Consider the following 19,612-nt stretch of genomic DNA (forward strand, 5'->3'; position numbering starts at 1 on the left):
TTCAACTCCTAACTCATAACTCTTAACTCCTAACTATAAAAGAAAATGGAACGCCCAATCTTATACTTAGCCATAACTAACCACGGCTTTGGTCATGCTACCCGCACGGCTTCTGTAGCTGCAACAATTCAAAAGTTATGCCCAGAAGTTCTGCTAATTGTGGTGAGTACTGCCCCACGCTGGCTGTTAGAGTGCTATATAGAAGGCGATTTTATTTATCGTCCTCGTGCATTTGATTTGGGTGTGGTGCAAACAGATAGTTTGACAATGGATAAAGTAGCGACTTTAGAAAAGTTGCTCGATATTCAGAAGCATCAAAATTCGCTGATTGCCTCAGAAGTGAATTTTATCCGCCAAAATCGCGTCGATCTTATTTTGGCAGATATTCCCTTCCTCGCTCCTGGGTTTGCCAAAGCTGCAAATATTCCCTGCTGGATGATGAGTAACTTTGGTTGGGACTTTATCTACCGAGATTGGGGAGGCGAATTTACCGCAGTTGCAGATTGGATTAGTGATTGGTATTCAAAGTGCGATCGCCTGTTTCGTCTTCCTTTCCACGAACCAATGCCAGCCTTTAATAATATCACAGATGTCGGCTTAACAGGCGGTTCCCCCCGTCACTCTCCTGATGATTTACGTTCTCTTTGGGGAATAACTGCACCAGTCGAAAAAACCATTTTGTTAACCTTTGGCGGGTTGGGTTTACAGCAAATCCCTTATGATAACTTACAGCGATTTCCAGATTGGCAATTTATCGTATTCGATCGATCTGCCCCTGATTTACCTAATTTATTGAAAATTAATGACCGCAAATACCGCCCTGTAGATTTTATGCCTATTTGTGGTCGAGTCGTCTCTAAACCTGGTTATAGTACTTTTTCGGAAGCCACAATACTAGGAGCACCAATTGTCACCATACCGCGTGAAGACTTTGCCGAAGCAACTTTTATTGTAGAAGGCATAGCTAATTATAATCAGCATCAAATCATCACCCCATCTGAGTTTTTTCAAGGAACTTGGAATTTTCTCCATGAGTTACCTCAACCTCCAAGGCAATCTCAACCAATTGCTAAGGATGGTAATGAAACTATAGCTCAAGCTGTTATCAATTATTGCCAGATTAAAAGATAGTAGATAATATTCCTCAGAATAGATAAGATTGGCTAATTACTAACAAAACTTATCCCCAGGGCAAACGCATCTTCTTTACTAATAAAAACTAAAAAAGATTTCAAAAGAATATAAATAATCCTAAAAGTTGCTATAATCTATATTTAAATGCATTCGGCCCTGGCTTTTACCCAAATTACCTACTTCTCAATTCTTGACTTCAATTACTAAAACTACTGCTATATCTACTTTATACATTTTCACTCTTTTATTAAAAAAAATATGACTAATGCGTAGCCATTCGTCATTGTTTAAGTGAGTTTGCTCTGAGCGCTGAACAAATTTCACAAATTGCTGTGTTTGTAAGTTTTGGGCAAAACAATTATTTGTTAACGTTTCTGGTAAATATGAAACTTTGACAGTAAAAAGTTTTTCATAAGTTTTTTATTCCCTTCTATGCCAATCTCTTCAAATCCAGACTGCTCCATCAATTCTTTTGTTTTATTGCTATCAAGAATTAACAAATCAGCAGTTGTATCGCTGATTATTTCACCATTGTTTTCTCTGATCCAGAGATACTGCTTCTTAACGCCTGTATCTGTTTTTGAAACTTTGACCTGATGGATTATATCTCCTGGTAATTTCTCTACCCTATCTATATGCATACCTTGAGCGCTCAGAACCAATAGACCATTCATTTTGAGATGTTCAGCGACACGCCTTAATGCTATTACATTATTTTCAATACTATTAATACTACTACATAGTAAGTATTCATTGTCGGTATTTGTATCTAAAAAAAACCAAACGCCACTATTTGAATAAGCTAGATCAAAACTCTCTTCTAGTTGCATATTAAGAACATCAGATTTGACTAATTTAATTTTATTTCCCAGTCGTTTTTTTGCTACATCTAACATTTGTTTAGAAATATCAATTCCTGTTAAGTTACAATTCGGTTTTAGTTTTAAGACTCTTTCTGCTACTAGACCTGTACCTACTCCTATCTCTAGGATATTATTAGAGTATCTAATTATAGGAAACAGAGCTCTAACAACCTCATCGTGGTACTCAGTGTAAATATATTGAAATAATAAATCATAATAGTTTGCTGGATTGTCGGCAAATATATTCATAAAACCCTCGTCAAAGTCGGCTCTTGAAGCAAAAAAATCTTATAGGTAGATATTAATTATACTGGACTTTAGACTATTAATTTTGAGCGTGGACACGATATTTTGATTAGATGCCAATTTTAATAATAGTTGAGTCGTGTGGCGATCGCAAGAACAAGTTGTTTAATATGCTTATAATACCTTAATTTCAGTATTCCACATGACTCACTATCAAAAGTTACTCAGAATTTCTACTACTGGCAAATCTTTTCAAAACATCACCGCAAAAATTGAAGCTATAGTTGCAGAATCGGGAGTAGAAACCGGCCTTTGTACTTTATTTTTGCGCCACACTTCAGCTAGTTTAGTAATCCAAGAAAATGCCGATCCTGATGTACTTGTAGATTTAGCTAATTTTATGGCAAAACTTGTGCCAGAATCAGGTAAATACATTCATGATGCCGAAGGTTCCGATGATATGCCGGCACATATTCGTACTGCACTTACCCATACTTCTGAACATATACCTATTAATCGCGGCCACTTAGTACTAGGAACTTGGCAGGGAATTTATATTTGGGAACATCGTCAACGCAGTCATTCTAGAGAACTAGTTGTGCACATTTCTGCATAGCAAATTTCTTAAATTTAGAAATCGTAGTTAAATTCTATTAGGACTTACGCAAGTGTCCTATTTTTTTGTGCAGCTTGTCCAAAGTCAATAATCAATAATTCCAAAACCTTAACTTTTGGGAGACTATACTAAGTATTTTTACACTTTTGGGATGGGAAAATTCCTTTATTGATAATTAACTAGACATACACTGAATATTTCATGTCAGTTTGTAAACTTAAAAGTTAAGTTTATTTATATAATTTTAATAACTTATTTATTCTCATATAAAATAATAGTTATGTAACCTGCTTGGGCTATTACTATTACTATGAAGCAAAAACTAACACCAACTAATACTTTTCAGATTATTGATGAAATCCTTGCCCAGCAGCCTGTTAAATTATTGTCACTGAGTCCTAAAAAAATATTAATTACCAGCTTCACAGAATTAGAAAATTTGATTGTGGAACAAAATAGTGACATTCAAATTATCACAAGTATTCAAAAAACTCTCGAAAGCATAGTCCGTACTCAATTGCAAAACTTCCCAGAAAACATCTTTTGGGATTTCGATTTTCTGGTAAGCAGTATGCTTAGGCAAGCTTTAAATGCAGAGGAAGGCGCTATTGCATTCTTAAAAACTTTTGGTGAAAAAATGGTTTGTCTAACAGAGATGTTCGGCAATAAAACGGAAATTCGCTTTCGTTATGTTCATGATTTTATGTATGGGTTTGAGTGGGCAAGATGGGTACAAAAAGAGCCACAAAAACGCGCACATATAGAGCCTTTTAGTCTGTTATTTTTAGATTATTTACTCATCAAAGGTAAGGAACTTTTACAACGTATTAAGCATGGTCAGGTCGTATCTTATAAACTGTGTGAGACGGGCTACCGCAACCCTTTCACCTTTTCTCGCGAACCAGAAGATGAATACCGTCTGCTAACTTATCTTGCTGAAGAACAACTTATTCCAGTAGCAGTATGGAACTGGAATGCTAGCCCTGTATGGAATAAACCTTTTCAGGAAATGCGGCAACAATTAGCATTAAAATTAAATATTCAACCACAGAGACGCTGATTAGTAATTAAAAATTGCTGAAGAAAATAATTATGAAAATTGCTGATTTAATTACTTGGTTTGAAGCATGGGCGAATCCTGCTTGGTGTGAAAGTTGGGATAATTGTGGCTGGCAAATTGAACCAGGAGTTTTGCAGGAAGAAACACGGGTTTTGGTATGCTTGACACCGACTTTGGCGGTAATGCAAGAAGCGATCGCAAAAAATGCTAATCTGATATTTGCCCATCACCCTTTGATTTTTAATCCTCTCAAATCTTTACGTACTGGTGAAGCGATCGCTGAAATGGTACGGTTAGCATTTACCCATAATATTGGTATTTATACTGCTCACACGAATTTTGACCAAGTGCAAGATGGGACTGCTGACGTTTTAGCTCAGATTTTAGAACTCAAAGAAGTTACTCCCATAGAACTTACACAAGCAGGATTAGGATATGGTCGTGTTGGTTTGCTAGAACCATTTCTAACATTACAGGAATTACTCGCAACCATTCAAACCCGACTTTCTCCCCCTAATTTGATTTTTTCCCCAAGTGCTAATTTACAGCAAACAATTTCACGAGTTGCTGTTTTGGGTGGTTCGGGGGCTAGTTACATTTCAGCCGTCGCCAAAACAGGTGCCCAAGCTTATCTAACTTCTGACTGTAAATTCCATCAGTTTCAAGAAAGCCGCGACCGCAATATCATTTTAATCGATGCCGGACATTACGCTACCGAACGTCCCGCTTGCGATCGCTTAGTGCAAAAATTCCAATCTTTAAACTTAGACTGGGTGCAATTAAGTCAAAAAGATGAAGATTTCCGCCAGTTTTTTGCTTGATTGCTGATGTCTCATTATATTTTGTCAATGCTTTTTGAAAAAGTTGTTGTATTTTTATTCTGTTAAAATATTCGGCTTTTCAACATTGATGCTGAAAATTCCTGTGCCCTTTTATCTGTGTAATATTAAAGTATCCAAAACTCATATTGTGATATTAATCACTGATTGAGCGTAATACTAATCACACAGTATTAATGTTTCATATCAATTAGTAAAAGAGGAAAATGTTCCACACTAGACCTAATAATTTGCTCATTCTGCCCTAATCAAGATGATTCGCACAATTATCGCATCTGCTTTCCAAACTGGATATCTGAGTGTTGAATCTGAGGGTTTACTCCAGCAGGTGCTAGCCACTAAATGCTATCAGCCAGAGGATTTGCCAGAACTCGCAACCCTATACGATGCAGTTCGCGTCGGAAAAATTAAACGAGAAGCATCCTCGTCAAACGTGCTTATAGAATTTCCTTTACCACATAAATCCTCCTAAACTTCTAGAGTAGAATTTTCTCATGGTCTTTTCCTTTACTCTTCCCTGACGCTGTTGCCTTTTTTCAGGTTTTTGCCTGAAAAACTCAAAACTATTTGGGTGTTGTTGTCGAAAAGCATCAAGGTCAGCAAGAGAATGAGTTAAGATCAGATACAAGTGGGTAAAAGTAAAGCCAAGTCCCCGGACTTCCCAGTAATGCCAATGATTAAAAGTAGGCAAATTAAACAACCGCAATCAACAATTGTTTTGGAGTATTCTTTATTACATAATGGTAAGAATGACTCAGCAGCAAATATGAACCTGGTTAGGACAGGTACCGAATTGTTTGACTTTTATAGAAGCAGACATTCCCTAGAATAAGCTGGAGGGAGATTGAGTTCATTGTTAGAGCAACCATTGATTTATGACCCAACATTATCCTGATATTTTGACAAATAGAAGCAAATCTTGGGATTGGGTTATGAAGCGCACTTGTTCTAAACGGTGAAATAAACCTCTTAAAGGTGTAATGTAATGGGGTAGAACCCAGATTTTGACAGGTTTAACTACGTTGTTTAAAAAGGCAGAAACAGTACATGCTACACCGCAAGATTTATCAACTGTGTTGCGATGGGCGCGAGGTATGTGTTTTCTTGCGGGACCAGCAACGCTGGATTGAACGCGCCCGCATCATAGACATAGAGGGAGATTTAGTGACCCTACGCTATGAAACAGAAGAAGAGGACGAAGTTTGTTCTTGGGAAGAAATGGTTCGCCTCGAGAGCATTGGTGCTGTAACGCAAAAATTGGCTTCAGTACCGCGCGGTAATGTAGAACCTCTGATGACTGAAGATTGTCCCGAAGCAGAGCGCATCCACAACCGTTACACTGACTCGAATCCAGAATAAATAGTCATTAGTCATTAGTCATTAGTCATTAGTCATTGGTCATTGGTCAAAAATGACAAAGGACAAAGGACAAAGGACAAAACAGCTAATGACTATTGGCTATCATTCAAGCCTTCAAAAGCAGGACAGTAACCTTCGAGAGTTACTTTAAAGTTATACAACGGGGAAGCTGGATTCCAACACCGCTGCCCCCTTTGATGTCGGCAAGTACCACAACAGTCTACATCTGTCCAGGTATAGCGATCGCTGTTTTGGTTGAGCAGTTCTCGTTGAGACAATCCCCTTAATACTAATTCTTCCCCTTGCCAACGAGCTTCGATTAAACCAGTATCGGCAAATTGCCGCCAACGCTGATCTGCAGTAATCACATTGGGTAGGGTGATTGTGATTACTGTTCCTAACTCTGTCAGTTCGCCTTCGTAGTTAGTCTCAGGTGCTGCTGGTTGTAAAAATGTGTCGCCGATGGGTAGTTCTACTAAGGTATCAGCCGCCGGAGAATGTACGTGGTAGCGGTTTTGCAACTCCTCTAAGCTAGTCAGGTCTGCCAAGTAGGCAGGGGAACCGTGGACAAAAATCACGTGCTGGGGTCGCAAATTATGAATTAGCTGCGTAGTACCAGGGCCATCGCTATGTTGAGCTAAGAGATAAGTTTCAAGAGTGGTGGGCGCTAAATATTCTTTGTTAACTTTTATATCAATTTTTTCTGGTAGGAGAATCAGCCAAGGCCCGGTGTCTAGTTGGCAGTGTTCGCCTAAATCAGATGTCGAGTCGGTGAGGACAATACAAGGTGACTTACCTACACTGGGACGATGTTCTGGTTGTAGACGACGCACGCGGGGACGTACCCGTTCATCCCAAAACAAGGGTTGATGGCGGGCGAAGTTCTGTACCGATGGGGGGAGATGGGGCAGCAGTTCAAGATATGCATCGCATCCAGTGGCGACAGCACCATCTACCCAGATATCTAAATCTCGTCCGGTGAAGTGGTGATGCGATCGCAAGAGCATTAATAATTCTTGACCTAATCCTAAAGCCGGGGTAGGAAGGATTACAGAACAATGGTCAGCGATCGCTCGATTAATTCGCTCGGCTAATTGATTTTCTTGGTTGCGGCGGTGAGGATGACGGGATGTGCCATAACTACCTTCAATAATTAGCACATCCAAATCTAAACCCCGCAGTTCCTCTAAACGCAAACCTTCTACTAGTCGGGAGTTCGATAAGAAAAAGTCCCCTGTATACAGTAGCTTGTAAGTACGCTGCTGGGTGGTATAAGTCAGGAGAATTGCTACTGCTCCTGGTAAATGTCCGGCGGGAAATAATTCTGCCACCAAACCATCTTGGAATTCCACAGGCGATCGCAATGGCAAGGCATGACAAAATTGGGAAATTTTCTCAGGGTCTTCATCTACCCAATTCAGCGGTAGTAACTTGCTAGTTACTTCACTACCATAAATCGGTAACTTGGGAAAAGCTGTATGCAGCGCCAGTAAGCCTTTGGCGTGATCTGGGTGAGCGTGACTAATCAAAACTAAATCTGCTGGTAGGGGCGAACTAGTTCCACGTCCCGATTTAGTAAGCCCCTTAACCAACGATGAAATATCCTCAAAACCACAGTCTAATAGGATGCGGTGCGGGCCCATTTTCACCAACAAACACACGCCCTCATTGTCATGCTGGACGCTATAGGGCAAACATTCTAATTCACTACCCGTTTCCGCAGCATCTACGCGAGAGGATGCCGATAGATTATCCCTCATGCTCTCCTCCCCTCAAACCTCATCGTCATGGACATATCCCAAAAGCCAAAAGTTACACAAATTTTGGTTTTGTGACTTAGGGGTAAGTTTTATTATGCGCCCCTACACCCTGAGAATACAGATTTTTGATTGGGGAGGACGCCTGCACCGAACCCGCACTGGTTCAAAAAGGTGGGCTAACCAGAAGCTATCAAACTAGGAGCTACAGCAGTTTGCCTCTGGTTTCTTTTCCCTTTACAAGTTTTGAACGCTCTTAGCCAACTCACCCTCCGGGAAGTCGATCGAGCGTCTACAGATTTATCTCAATGTGCGGAGCCATTGCCATGATAATTATCTGAATCATAGAATCCATTCTTCGTGCCAAAAAATAAGCACGAAAGTGTAAATATAACTGTTAATCCAGCTAGAATCAGCTTTACATCCATTTGTCTGCTGCCCTTTACTCAAAGACTTTCCTATATTAATTTAGTGCTTCCGCAATCAAACGGAATCACTAGAAAATCTTTACTATGCTTATATGGATTGGGCAATAGGTAAATTTACCACAATCAGTCAAATTGTAGAACCTTTCGGTCAAGCTGTCTATCCATCTAGATGTAAAGCAATATGACAGCAGGAGCAATTTTCTACAGCCCGTAAAAATCTTCATCTAAAAATAGCATCTCCCGAACCGTACCGCTTGGCAATTAAAGAGTGCTAAAGGATTTCCAAGAAATAAATTATCCCAATAAACGTAGACGCATACCCCTACGGGGAAGCAAGCTACGCAAAGCGTCTGTCTGCGACACGCTGCGCGAACGTAGGCCGCAAACTACCACTCCAGGCGCAGAGAACACAGAGAGAATCTTTGCGTCAGTTTTGGGATATTTTTTATTTGGAAGTCCCTAATTTTGATTAAACAACCACAAAATTGTTTTCGCTGAGTGACAATCCAGTAGATAATTGTGCAAATTTTACCTGAGTAAACCCAGACGCACTGCCATCAAGGTCAAAGAACAGTCCACCTGTAGCACTGTTATAGATAAATCGTTGATTGCTTGTCGTTGCAGATGTTCCGAGGGTAAACTGACTTGTCTTAAGTGAACCTGGTGATAACCCGCCACCAAAGCCAGCAGCCGATACCTGAATCAGTTCATTAGTAGCGTTTAAGTCATAAATACTGTCAATACCTTTATTGTAATTATTGAAAACAAAGGTATCAGTACCAGTTCCTCCATAGAGGGTATCATTACCAAAGCCACCTATAAGGGTATCATTCCCACTACCACCATAGATTGTGTTTTTACCAGAGGCGCTAGAGGCAGAGATATAATCATTGCCAGCGCCACCATCAAGTAAGTTATCACCCTTTGAATTAGTAGCATTCAAGTTGTCGTCCCCAGTGCCACCATTAAGAGTGTTTTTTCCAGACGAGCGAGAGTCGTATGTGATGGAGACGTCGCGGGGTGAGTAGGGGTCGCTGGGAATATAGCTGTAGTTGCCAGAAATAGAGAGAGAATCATTGCCATCACCCCCAGAGAGCAAATTATCGCCTGTGGAACCGCCAGCACTTAAGGTATCCTTACCTGCACCGCCGTTGAGGGTGTTTTTACCAGACGAGCGAGAGTCGTAGTCTGCGTAGTTACCTCCGTCGTAGTAGCCAGAGATGGAGAGATTATCATTGCCATCGTCCCCAAAGAGCAAATTATTGCCTGTTGAACCGCTAGCACTCAAGTTATCGTCACCTACGCCACCGTTGAGGGTGTTTTTACCAGACGAGCGAGAGTTGTAGTCGTAGTCTGGGTAGCTAAAGCTTTCGTAGCCAGAAATGGAGAGATAATCATTGCCATAGCCCCCAGAAAGCAGATTATTGCCAACAAAGGAGTCAGTCCCCGTACCACCAATGAGGGTATCATTTCCCGCACCACCAATGAGGGTATCATCACCCGCACCACCTCTGAGCAAATCGTTTCCACTCAAACCATCGATTTTGTCATTACCGCCTTGACCATTAACGACATCATTGGAATCGTCTAACCCCGTAATGTTATTGTTGAGGTCATTGAGGAAAGTTACTGTGTTCTTGATGCCCAGGCTAGTATCAGTAGAGTTGGAATCGAGGACATTAAAGCTGTCGGTGATGCTATTTTGCCCGTCAAACAGGATATTACCAATTGCTGGTTTGCCTCCAGAAGCTTTCAGATTCTCTAAATTTTCTAGTTTGAAATTTTGTAGAATAACTACGGTATCAGTATTCCCCTCAAAAGTGATTTCTAGATCGTTGCCATTCTGAAGCAGCAGTAAATTTTGAGCAGTTAATCCTGCACCCTGAAATTTGATCGTGTCCACTTCAGCAATAACTGCTGCTGTCGGGTTAGTTCCTTTACCGATGCCACCAAAATCAGTGATTGTATCAGTGCCGTCGCCCAAGTCGTAAACAAATTTATCGTTGCCACCGCCACCTGTGAGAAAATCACCTCCCACACCACCAATGAGAGTATCATTCGCAGTACCACCCTGTAGTAAGTCGTAGCCGCTGGTTCCAATGATATTTGCCATAATTTTTACCTACCTGATTCCATTTTTTTAGTAATTTCAGTTCTCAATCTTGAATTTAGCGCTGTTTTCGAGCAATCGTTAATTGAATTTGGGCAGTGGTTAATTGAATTCGGGCAGTCGTTAATTGAATTCGGGCAGTGGTTGATTGAATTCGGGCAACCTCCAAGAATTTACATAAAGTCATTCAATATATTTGTGATAAATAAATTAATTTATACTTAATAATGCGGGTGTCAATTAACCCTAATTCTGTCTATCTTAGTGCTGTACAGTCCAAGGTAGAAGTCAGTTTTTATCCTGGTGCATTGTGGAAGAATTGTAGGTTGGGTGAAGCAAAGCGCAACCCAACAAAGCTATGAAAATGTTGGGCTTCGTTCCTCAACCCAACCTACGTAGTATATGGTTTTTGGCGCTAACCCAAGCGTATTGTTCTATCAACAGCCTTTTACTTAGCCAATCAGTTTATTCAATTTAGTATTGGTTTGGATATGAGTATGATTTCATTTAGACCATTGATTTTGATTATAGGCACAAGTATTGGTTTACTGCCTTTGTTGTCCAACTGGTGCGTCCAAGCACAAAATCAATCACAAAACATTGAGCTAAAAGTTTATAGTGAAAACGAGCAAAAACAAAGCTGTCCAAGCAAAGTGATTGTCACTGAAAAACCCCGTCCTTATCAAGAAGGTAGTTTTGCAACAGATGGCTCTATTAACCTGAGTGCCTATGCTACTAATATTTCTGTTCAAGCCAGTAATAACTTTAGCGTTACATGGGTTGGGACACTCAAACCAAAATATGCTAGATGCATTGCTTCTGCTGGAATGACTAAGGTTGATGGGCAAGACTACTCTGGAAAGATTAATTATTTACGGATGCACTTTGTTAAAGGTAAAGTTTATTTCATCTTGGATTTGGCTGGTGGCTCCGATCCTAATGATTATCCCCTAGTAGTGCTAAAAAATAGTTTCAAGAATGGCAATCCTACCTGGACTTGGGGTGGAACTGACTAGAGGTAATACTGGAGTCAGGCGATGATTGTTGAGCAAAAGCCAAGTCACTTTCAATTAACTTGGCATTTGTTAGGTTAGCCCCACTCAAATTGCACAAGTGAAAATTTGCCCCTCTTAGGTCTGCTAGTGACAGATTAGCTCCTGTTAAATCTGCACCAGTGAGGTTGACTTCACTTAAGTTAGCACCACTGAGGTTAGCCCCCTGAAGTGAAGCTTTTTGCAAGTTTGCCTCGCTTAGGTTAGCCCTCATCAGGTATGCTTTACTTAAATCGGCTCCACTTAAATTCGCTTGACTGAGGTCTGCTGCTGTTAAATCAGCTTTACTGAGATTAGCTTGACTTAAGTTTGCCCAACTCAATGAGGCATAACTTAGGTTAATTTCACTTAGCTTCATGGTCGCAAGTACTGCACACCTCAAATTAGCATTAACAAAATTTCTTTCTCCGATTGCATAACGGCGTAAAATTTCATCAGTTGTTACTCTGTTCAAAACGGCTTTTGATATGCCTTGATAACACCATGTAGCTTGTAATAGTTTGGCAGCAGTGTTAACAGCTATTTCATCACTAGAAGTTACAATTACACCATTGCAGCCATCCCATTGACCGTTAAGCATTAGAGCAATCTCATTAGCGGCAGTAATTGAGTCAAATAGTAAAACAGATTCTTTATGCCTTTTTAACCAGTTATTCCAACCAATCGAGATAATATTTTTCATTTCTATAAATTTTGAATTTTTTAGACGATTCCGGCTTTAACTATCTATTTTGGCTAATGACAATCAGACTGGTGTGTGTAACAACCGACCCTTATTGTGCGTGCTTAACGAACGCTTCTAAAAGTTCTTTCTTAAGAAACGCTGGGCGGGTATGTTATTACACTTAAATATGTTCTTGTTGGGTGCGTAAGCTGTTAATCGTAGCGATTAAAACTAGGAAAATGGCCAAAATCAATACGGTATTTCTGAGCATTGAGTTATCAAAATGCTTGAGTGCGATCGCCACTAATGCCCAGACTATTACTCCTGCATAAGCGATGTCTCGACGCTGGATAACCATAACTGCTGCAACTGCTGTTGCTATCAATACCATGATGAGAGTCCAGATTACAGGAGAAATCCCCCAACCGTTCCACCCGTGAAAATCCAAGGCACACGCTACATTGACAATAGTCGCGACGCTAATCCAGCCTAGATAAATACTAATCGGAAAGTGAATACACCATTTTTTCAGCCGAGGTACACGCGATTTGCCAATTTCTAACTGCACATAGACAGCAATCAGGGGCAACAGAATCAAGAGCATTGCAATGACAGAAAAAGCAAAAAGCCGAGACAGAAACAGATATACCCAAATACTTTGAGCAACACAGGCGATCGCTAACAGATAACCTGTCTTACGTAAATCAGACTCATATCGTTGATTAGGTAGAGCTTGGTATACGCCAAAAGCAAACAACCCCAGGTAAATCAGCCCCCAGATCGCAAAGGCGTAATTAGCAGGGATAATCAAGACATTTTTAAACAAAGTATTGGAAATTTCCCCGATGCTAAGTCCATTGAGCGGAAAAACGTTCGATACTACGTTGATAACAAAAGCACCAAAGATTGCAGCCAAAGTAACAAGCTGCCGCCAAAGATCCCGGTAATTGCCTCTTGTGGACTGCTGCATAGGATGTTAACTCATAATCTTTTGTGGCTTTCTTTCAGCTTACATCTGAAAAGAGTGATGCATATAAGCCACAGCCATATCGAGCAAGTTAATCAGGAGTTAAACTAATTATTGACCTCACTGCTTTTAAGCTACTGTCCATGCAGCTACTTCAAACTACCGACAAAGATTTTTTTGTCAAATTCAAAACTCTTGTAAGCGATCGCCGGGAAGTTACAGTTGATGTTAGTGGGACAGTACGCGAGATTCTAGCTGATGTCAAAGTGCGTGGTGATGCCGCAGTTAAGGATTATACTAGCCGCTTCGATCGCAACCATCTCCAGTCTTTGCATTTAAGCGAAACTTTTATTGCCGAACACGCAGCACAATGTCCTGCTGATGTCTTGGCGGCGCTGGAATTTGCTGCTGAGAGGATTGTGGCTTTCCATGAAAAACAATTACCACAAGATATTGTCTACAGCGATGCAGTCGGGGTAAAACTGGGATTGAATTGGGTAGCGTTGTCGCAAGTGGGAATTTATGTACCAGGGGGACGGGCTAGCTATCCAAGTTCTTTGTTGATGAATGCCTTACCAGCCAAAATTGCTGGTGTTGAAAGAATTGTCATGACAGTACCGATGCCTGGTGGTGAGATTAATCCTGTCGTATTGGCTGCTGCTCAAGTTGCTGGTGTTACAGAAATATATGGCATTGGTGGGGCGCAAGCGATCGCAGCATTAGCTTATGGTACAGAAAGCATTGCCCCAGTAGATAAAATTGTTGGCCCTGGTAATGCTTATGTTGCTGAAGCCAAGCGTCAAGTCTTTGGCACTGTTGGCATTGATAGCATCGCTGGCCCTTCAGAAATTTTAGTAGTAGCCGACAGCCAGAACAACCCAGATTGGATTGCTTGGGATTTACTATCGCAAGCAGAACACGATCCTAGTGCCCAGTCAATCTTAATTACTGATTCCGAAATCTTCGCGCAACAAGTAATAAAGGCTGTTGAGAAAATTCTCGCCGATTTACCTACCAGAGAAGTTGCTAGTGCAAGTTGGCAAAATTATGCAGCCGTGATTCTAGTTAGCGATTTAGCCGAGAGTATACCACTGCTCAATCAACTAGCTCCAGAACATGTGGAATTGTGTGTGGATAATCCGCAACTCCTTGCCAATCAAATTAAGTGTGCCGGCAGCGTGTTTTTAGGACGCTATACTCCAGAAGCGATTGGCGATTATTTAGGAGGCCCCAACCATGTACTGCCAACTGCCCGTTCTGCCCGCTTTGCCTCTGGTTTGAGTGTCTACGACTTTCTCAAACGAATTACTTTTTTAGAATGTGACAAACAATCATTACAGACAATAGGCAAAGCAGCTATCACCTTAGCAGAGGCAGAAGGTTTGCCAGCCCATGCAGGTAGTGTATCTGTACGCTTAGATTGAAGTAGGCAGGAGGCAGGAGGCAGAAGGCAGGAGGCAGAAGGCAGGAGGCAGAAGGCAGGAGAGAGCATCTACATTTGACATTGATTAAAAGGTTCTCGAATAAAATAGAGTGCATCGCGTTTTTGAACTTCCATACCGCCTCTATTCCAGCTTCCCCAACGAGTTATAAATTTTTTCTCACCTTGGCGACGTTCAATCGCAACAGTAAAATTATTACGGAGTTCCCGATAACATCCATCTAAATTCGTTAAGGTCAAATCCAGTGCTGAGATATTAAATTTATTCTCCCCTTTATTGACAACAAAAAATCCTTCACTGCCCCGCTCCATTAGTAATACAGTCGTACTATCAATTGCTGTTAAAATATTTTCTTTGGTATTTTTTCCCTGAGTTCCTCGTTGATGCATAATTTGGCGGAATTTGACACCATGTTTGATAAAAGCAGCATCTCTATTATCCCAGTTGAGTATTAAAGGAGTGCCACGTTCTCTCGCCAAGATATATGCTGTTGCGAGGAAAGAATCAGAAGGATCGCTATAGGGGTTAATGGCATTAGAATTAATATCGCGGATCGTATCGTGGTTTCTGCCAAAAGTGACGCTACGCGGATCGTTTATGGCTGTCGGAACTCGCAGAGAACGCAAATCTCCACCAAAGCTGAAGGCATTTTTCATTGAATTGTAGAGAACAAAATCTGTGACAGCAGCAATCCAGTTATAATTTTCTGCACTGGTGTCACTATCTGTGATTACCTCAAGATAATTCCATGCTTTGCCTTGACTTTGTCGATCCACATAGCTGATGTACTCTTTAAGAACATCTGCTGGCATATGCTTGGCAGCATCAAACCGAAATCCATCAATTCCTAAATCTAGCAGTTTTTTTAAATGAGCTTTTTGAATTTTTTTAACATTATTGGTAAATCTCAATTCAGGAAGTCCACCTAACCAACAATTAATTTCTGAATCTCTATTGCCATCACTATAATTAATGCTACAAGATTTTTTCCCTGGACGATTTAAATCCCAATTAAAGTCATTTATAGAAAGACCTGAAAATTTAGTTAAATCTTCAAAATCATCATTGCCATCTAAATTAGCCATGTGATTGAAAACAACATCAGCAATCACTTTGACCTGACAATTGTGGGCTTGATTAATAAGCTTTTTTAAATTTAAGAGTGAACCTCTACCTTCGATAACGCTGTAATCTACAGGTTGATAGCGGGCCCACCATTCTGGAGCAGGATTAGATTTTTGGGCTGGAGAAATTTGAATGTGAGAGTATCCTTGCTTCCCTATTTCACAGACAAACTTTTCAATATCAGTATACTGCTGGTCAAATGCATGAAAAATCGCAGAAGGTCTTTCTCCTGCTAATGCCTGAATTGGGTAAATACAAGTTGCGCAGATGACAACTGCACAGATGAAGATATTTTTCATCAAAGATATTACTCCTAAACCGGATTGCGTTTTACTATTAGTTTGCCAAAGAAAATTGACTTTTTATTGAGTAATATCATGTCCGCTTAGTTACTTATTAAACCTCAAGAACCCCTCCCCCTGGCAAGGAACTACGGTGTACACACAAGTCGTATTACCCCCCTTAATCCCCCCGATGTATTGGGGGGAAACTGGAAAATCTAGTTCCCTCCCCTTTCTAAGGGGAGGGTTAGGGTGGGGTAAAACCTTGGGTTTTTCAGCTATTTCAGACTTGTGTATACACCGTAGCCTTAAAAAGGGGGAAACATAAAATTTAGTTCCCTCCCCAATACATACGGGGAGGGTTAGACAGGGGTAAAACTTACGCTTAAACCTAAATGGGTTGGGGCTGTTCTTGTTAGGTCTGTATTGGACTCAGCCGAGAAACACTATAAAATCTAAAATTACAAATCCAAAATTGATTGGGCATTATTGACGCGATGGTTTTTTACCAAAGCCATAGCGCATTGTATCCATAATCCAAGTTTGGAAGTTGTCAATGTAGCTAAATATCACTGGTACTACTACCAGTGTCAACAGAGTGGAAGTTGTAAAACCGCCCATAATGGCAATTCCCATTGGTTGGCGAACTTCAGAACCCACGCCGATTCCCAATGCTAAGGGCAGAATCCCGGCGATCGTTGCGAAAGAAGTCATTAAAATTGGACGCAGACGTGATACGCCTGATTCAACGAGCGCCTGACGTTGGGTTTTGCCTTCTTGCATGTTGATGATGGTATAGTCAACTAACAGAATCGAGTTTTTAGTGACAATCCCCAACAGCAACACGATACCAATCAGGGCATATATTCCCAAGGGTTTTTGAGCAACCATCAACGCTACCAATGCCCCGCCTAAACAAAAGGGTAAGGCTGCCATAATCGATAATGGATGGAGAAAGTTGTTATACAGCAGCACCAGAATTGCATAGATACACATTAATGCCAACCCCAATGCACCGCCAAAGCGACCAAAAATGTCTTGCATAATTTTGGCACTACCTGATGGTTGCTGTACTACTCCTGGTGGTAAGTTTTGCATTGCAGGTAGTTTATTGATTGTCTGGACTGCCTCTCCTAAAGAAATCCCTTGCAAATTCGCTTCTACAGCTACTTGACGGGCGCGATCGTAACGGTTGATGGTAGCGGGGCCGCTACCAAAGCGGATGTCTGCCACTGCTATCAGGGGAACTAATCTGCCATTTTGACTGGGGACTTGTAGATTTGTGATTGTGTTGATATCAGCCCGCGCTTCGGGATCGATTTGGACGCGAATGGGGATTTGACGATCGCTTAAATTAAATTTCGCCAAGTTCGCCTCATTATCGCCGATGGTGGCAAGGGAAGCAGTCCGAGCGATCGCTTGCACTGTCACCCCCAAATCTGCTGCCCGTTGCGGGTTGGGAATTACCAAAATCTCTGGTTTGACTAAACTGGCAGTAGAAGCCACTTCTACCAATCCAGCTAGCGATCGCATCTGCTTTTCTAAGGCATCAGCAGCTTGATTCAAAGCTGCGGGATTTTCACTTCTGAGGACAATTGATAAACCTTTGCGACTGTCACCTGGTGACTGACTTTGAAAACTAATTCTAGCTCCTGGTATTTGCTCAAAGTTAGGACGCACTTGTTCCTCAAACTGTTTTTGGGAAATATTTCGTTTCTCTCTGGGTTTAAGATTAATCGCAAGACTAGCAGAATTGATCTCTTCTGTTGCTAGTACGCGTTCAACTACTGGATTTTGGCGGATAATATCAGTTGCTTGTGTGACTACCTTGTTAACGTCTTCTAATGTGGAACCAGGAGGTAATTCTATAGATACATTAGAAATTCCGAAATCGCCATCATCAACAAAACCCTTGGGAATTAAAGGAACCAGCGTCAGACTGGCAATAAAAAAAGCTAAAGCGATCGCTATTGTTGTCAATCTATGGCGTAACGCCCACTGTAAAAGCGATCTATAAGGTTGAAAACCTTGACGCTTTTCATCTCCAAGTTTTCTACTTCCGTTCCCACCACCTGGAAGTGTAAATTTAAAATTAAAAATTTTTATTATTCCCCCCTGCCCCTCTGCCCCCCTGCCCCCTTGCCCCTCTGCCTCTTTTAAAAGATACGCCCCCATCATCGGCGTAACCATCCGCGCGACAAGAGTTGAGAAAATTGTGGAAACGGCAACGGTAACGCCAAATGGTTGAAAAAATTGCCCCGGAATCCCACCCATAAAGGCAACGGGCAGAAACACTGCAATAATCGTGGCTGAACTGGCGATTACCGCTAATCCTACTTCGTCGGAAGAGTCAAAAGCAGCTTCCCAAGCTGACTTGCCCATAGCCATGTGGCGTTCCATGTTTTCAATTTCCACAACGGCATCATCTACCAAGTTGCCCACCGCCAGGGCTAATGCCAACAAAGTCATGTTGTTGAGGGTGTAACCAAGGGCTTGCTGCACTGCGAAGGTGGGAATTATTGACAAGGGTAAGGCAACAGCCGTAATTAATGTTGCTCGCCAGTTCCGCAAAAACACTAAAATAACGATGACCGCCAGCACCGAAGCTTGTATCAATTCATCAATGGTGCTTTGGTAAGATTGACGGACAATATCGGCTCTAGTAAAAATTAAATCCAGTTTGACATCTGGGGGAAGGGTTTTTTCTAGTTGTTTGACTGCTGCTTTCACTCCTTCTTCTACAGTTACCAGAACGCTGCCAGTACTACGCAAGACTTGAAAAGCTACCACAGGTTGATTATTCAATCGGGCGGCTTGACGTACATCACCAAATTTATCTTCTACAGTTCCCAGGCTAGATAAAGGTACAGAACCACCTTGTGGTAAAACGATTTCGTAAGTTTTCAAAATATCCACACTGGTGGCACTTCCTAAAGTACGGATACTTTGTTCGCTACCACCAACTTCGGCACGTCCGCCAGGTAAGTTAATGTTCAAAGCGCGGATTTGGTCGTTTACCTGAGTGGCGGTGATCGCTAGAGATTGTAAGCGATCTGGATTAAGATTAATCCGAATTTCTCGGTCAACGCCACCCACACGCTGAATTTGTGCTACACCCCGAACTCCCAATAAGGCACGGCTAATAGTTTGGTCTACGAGATTGCTTAACTCTTCTACAGAACGCCGATCTGATTTAACTGCGTAGGTAATCACCGGGCCGCCGGAAAATTCTAGGCGTTCCACAATTGGATCGTTAATGTCTTGGGGTAAATCTTGGCGAATTTGAGCGATCGCATTCCGAACATCATTGGTGGCGCGATCGCTATCTGTACCCAAAACAAAGTTAATTGTCGTCTGAGAATTCCCATCGCTAACGGTGGAAATCATGTAATCGATATTACCCAACCCTGCCACAGCATCTTCAATTTTTTTCGTCACTTGAGATTCTAGTTCTGCTGGGCCTGCACCTGGTTGGGTGACTTTGATCGAAACTGTTGGTACATCAATATTTGGGTTAGTATCAATCCCCAAGGATATGAATGAGAACCAACCGACAACCGTCAAAATTAAAAATAAAACGATCGTGGGAACAGGTTTTTTTATCGACCAGGCTGAGATATTAAAAGACATTGGGAAATTTTAGATTTTGGATTAGTCATTTGTCATTTG

The 19,612-nt window shown here is 41.3% G+C and carries 15 protein-coding genes; 8 read left to right on the forward strand and 7 right to left on the reverse strand.

What is annotated here, in order from left to right; translation table 11 throughout:
• Positions 1-45: 45 nt before the first annotated feature.
• Positions 46-1,131, forward strand: coding sequence for a glycosyl transferase (locus RMZ95_RS05895; protein ID WP_322684970.1), 1,086 nt, complete (start codon positions 46-48; stop codon positions 1,129-1,131).
• Positions 1,132-1,499: 368 nt separating this feature from the next.
• Here the strand turns inward: RMZ95_RS05895 and RMZ95_RS05900 are convergent, their stop codons facing one another.
• A complete protein-coding gene (locus RMZ95_RS05900; RefSeq protein ID WP_322684969.1) occupies positions 1,500-2,246 on the reverse strand; it encodes a class I SAM-dependent methyltransferase in 747 nt (248 codons plus the stop codon).
• Positions 2,247-2,445: 199 nt separating this feature from the next.
• Here RMZ95_RS05900 and RMZ95_RS05905 point away from each other — a divergent pair, with 199 nt between their 5' ends.
• The 5 genes from RMZ95_RS05905 (at position 2,446) to RMZ95_RS05925 (ending at position 6,117) form a co-directional block, all read left to right on the forward strand.
• Entirely contained in the window at positions 2,446-2,859 is a 414-nt protein-coding gene (locus tag RMZ95_RS05905; RefSeq protein WP_322684968.1) for a secondary thiamine-phosphate synthase enzyme YjbQ, read from the forward strand.
• 310 nt (positions 2,860-3,169) lie between these two features.
• Entirely contained in the window at positions 3,170-3,919 is a 750-nt protein-coding gene (locus RMZ95_RS05910; RefSeq protein WP_322684967.1) for a hypothetical protein, read from the forward strand.
• Positions 3,920-3,951: 32 nt separating this feature from the next.
• Positions 3,952-4,740 carry a Nif3-like dinuclear metal center hexameric protein gene (locus tag RMZ95_RS05915; RefSeq protein WP_322684966.1) on the forward strand — a complete coding sequence of 263 codons (789 nt, stop codon included), beginning with the start codon at positions 3,952-3,954 and terminating at the stop codon, positions 4,738-4,740.
• 271 nt (positions 4,741-5,011) lie between these two features.
• Positions 5,012-5,230 carry a hypothetical protein gene (locus tag RMZ95_RS05920; protein ID WP_322672909.1) on the forward strand — a complete coding sequence of 73 codons (219 nt, stop codon included), beginning with the start codon at positions 5,012-5,014 and terminating at the stop codon, positions 5,228-5,230.
• 575 nt (positions 5,231-5,805) lie between these two features.
• A complete protein-coding gene (locus RMZ95_RS05925; protein WP_012408115.1) occupies positions 5,806-6,117 on the forward strand; it encodes a DUF6679 family protein in 312 nt (103 codons plus the stop codon).
• A gap of 92 nt (positions 6,118-6,209) precedes the next feature.
• Here RMZ95_RS05925 and RMZ95_RS05930 read toward each other — a convergent pair whose 3' ends face one another.
• Positions 6,210-7,877, reverse strand: a complete 1,668-nt coding sequence (locus RMZ95_RS05930; protein WP_322684965.1) for an MBL fold metallo-hydrolase — start codon at positions 7,875-7,877, stop codon at positions 6,210-6,212.
• Positions 7,878-8,771: 894 nt separating this feature from the next.
• The gene (locus RMZ95_RS05935; RefSeq protein ID WP_322684964.1) at positions 8,772-10,415 is read right to left on the reverse strand and encodes a calcium-binding protein; all 1,644 of its coding nucleotides are present in this window, start codon (positions 10,413-10,415) and stop codon (positions 8,772-8,774) included.
• 494 nt (positions 10,416-10,909) lie between these two features.
• Here RMZ95_RS05935 and RMZ95_RS05940 point away from each other — a divergent pair, with 494 nt between their 5' ends.
• Positions 10,910-11,428: a hypothetical protein gene (locus RMZ95_RS05940; RefSeq protein ID WP_322684963.1), complete on the forward strand. Its 519-nt coding sequence runs from the start codon at positions 10,910-10,912 to the stop codon at positions 11,426-11,428.
• Here the strand turns inward: RMZ95_RS05940 and RMZ95_RS05945 are convergent.
• Both RMZ95_RS05945 and RMZ95_RS05950 read right to left on the reverse strand, forming a co-directional pair.
• The gene (locus tag RMZ95_RS05945; RefSeq protein ID WP_322684962.1) at positions 11,400-12,146 is read right to left on the reverse strand and encodes a pentapeptide repeat-containing protein; all 747 of its coding nucleotides are present in this window, start codon (positions 12,144-12,146) and stop codon (positions 11,400-11,402) included. The genes RMZ95_RS05940 and RMZ95_RS05945 overlap by 29 nt on opposite strands.
• Positions 12,147-12,309: 163 nt before the next feature.
• On the reverse strand, positions 12,310-13,098 hold the full coding sequence (locus RMZ95_RS05950; RefSeq protein ID WP_322684961.1) for a tryptophan-rich sensory protein: 789 nt from the start codon (positions 13,096-13,098) through the stop codon (positions 12,310-12,312).
• 140 nt (positions 13,099-13,238) lie between these two features.
• On the opposite strand from RMZ95_RS05950, the gene hisD reads away from it, so the two are divergent.
• On the forward strand, positions 13,239-14,519 hold the full coding sequence (gene hisD / locus RMZ95_RS05955; protein WP_322684960.1) for a histidinol dehydrogenase: 1,281 nt from the start codon (positions 13,239-13,241) through the stop codon (positions 14,517-14,519).
• 68 nt (positions 14,520-14,587) lie between these two features.
• On the opposite strand, the gene RMZ95_RS05960 is transcribed toward hisD, so the two are convergent.
• Positions 14,588-15,961 (reverse strand): alpha-amylase family glycosyl hydrolase, encoded by a 1,374-nt coding sequence (locus tag RMZ95_RS05960; protein WP_322684959.1) that lies wholly within the window; start codon positions 15,959-15,961, stop codon positions 14,588-14,590.
• A gap of 468 nt (positions 15,962-16,429) precedes the next feature.
• On the reverse strand, positions 16,430-19,573 hold the full coding sequence (locus RMZ95_RS05965) for an efflux RND transporter permease subunit (protein WP_322684958.1): 3,144 nt from the start codon (positions 19,571-19,573) through the stop codon (positions 16,430-16,432).
• Positions 19,574-19,612: the final 39 nt, after the last annotated feature.

This window comes from Nostoc sp. DedQUE07 (assembly GCF_034530975.2).
Lineage (GTDB): Bacteria > Cyanobacteriota > Cyanobacteriia > Cyanobacteriales > Nostocaceae > Nostoc.

What these genes read in the sequence shown, in the direction of transcription:
- RMZ95_RS05895 (WP_322684970.1), top strand. Translation starts at nt 46, where the DNA reads ATGGAACGCCCAATCTTATACTTAGCCATAACTAACCACGGCTTTGGT.
- RMZ95_RS05900 (WP_322684969.1), bottom strand. Translation starts at nt 2,246, where the DNA reads ATGAATATATTTGCCGACAATCCAGCAAACTATTATGATTTATTATTT.
- RMZ95_RS05905 (WP_322684968.1), top strand. Translation starts at nt 2,446, where the DNA reads ATGACTCACTATCAAAAGTTACTCAGAATTTCTACTACTGGCAAATCT.
- RMZ95_RS05910 (WP_322684967.1), top strand. Translation starts at nt 3,170, where the DNA reads ATGAAGCAAAAACTAACACCAACTAATACTTTTCAGATTATTGATGAA.
- RMZ95_RS05915 (WP_322684966.1), top strand. Translation starts at nt 3,952, where the DNA reads ATGAAAATTGCTGATTTAATTACTTGGTTTGAAGCATGGGCGAATCCT.
- RMZ95_RS05920 (WP_322672909.1), top strand. Translation starts at nt 5,012, where the DNA reads ATGATTCGCACAATTATCGCATCTGCTTTCCAAACTGGATATCTGAGT.
- RMZ95_RS05925 (WP_012408115.1), top strand. Translation starts at nt 5,806, where the DNA reads ATGCTACACCGCAAGATTTATCAACTGTGTTGCGATGGGCGCGAGGTA.
- RMZ95_RS05930 (WP_322684965.1), bottom strand. Translation starts at nt 7,877, where the DNA reads ATGAGGGATAATCTATCGGCATCCTCTCGCGTAGATGCTGCGGAAACG.
- RMZ95_RS05935 (WP_322684964.1), bottom strand. Translation starts at nt 10,415, where the DNA reads ATGGCAAATATCATTGGAACCAGCGGCTACGACTTACTACAGGGTGGT.
- RMZ95_RS05940 (WP_322684963.1), top strand. Translation starts at nt 10,910, where the DNA reads ATGATTTCATTTAGACCATTGATTTTGATTATAGGCACAAGTATTGGT.
- RMZ95_RS05945 (WP_322684962.1), bottom strand. Translation starts at nt 12,146, where the DNA reads ATGAAAAATATTATCTCGATTGGTTGGAATAACTGGTTAAAAAGGCAT.
- RMZ95_RS05950 (WP_322684961.1), bottom strand. Translation starts at nt 13,098, where the DNA reads ATGCAGCAGTCCACAAGAGGCAATTACCGGGATCTTTGGCGGCAGCTT.
- hisD (WP_322684960.1), top strand. Translation starts at nt 13,239, where the DNA reads ATGCAGCTACTTCAAACTACCGACAAAGATTTTTTTGTCAAATTCAAA.
- RMZ95_RS05960 (WP_322684959.1), bottom strand. Translation starts at nt 15,961, where the DNA reads ATGAAAAATATCTTCATCTGTGCAGTTGTCATCTGCGCAACTTGTATT.
- RMZ95_RS05965 (WP_322684958.1), bottom strand. Translation starts at nt 19,573, where the DNA reads ATGTCTTTTAATATCTCAGCCTGGTCGATAAAAAAACCTGTTCCCACG.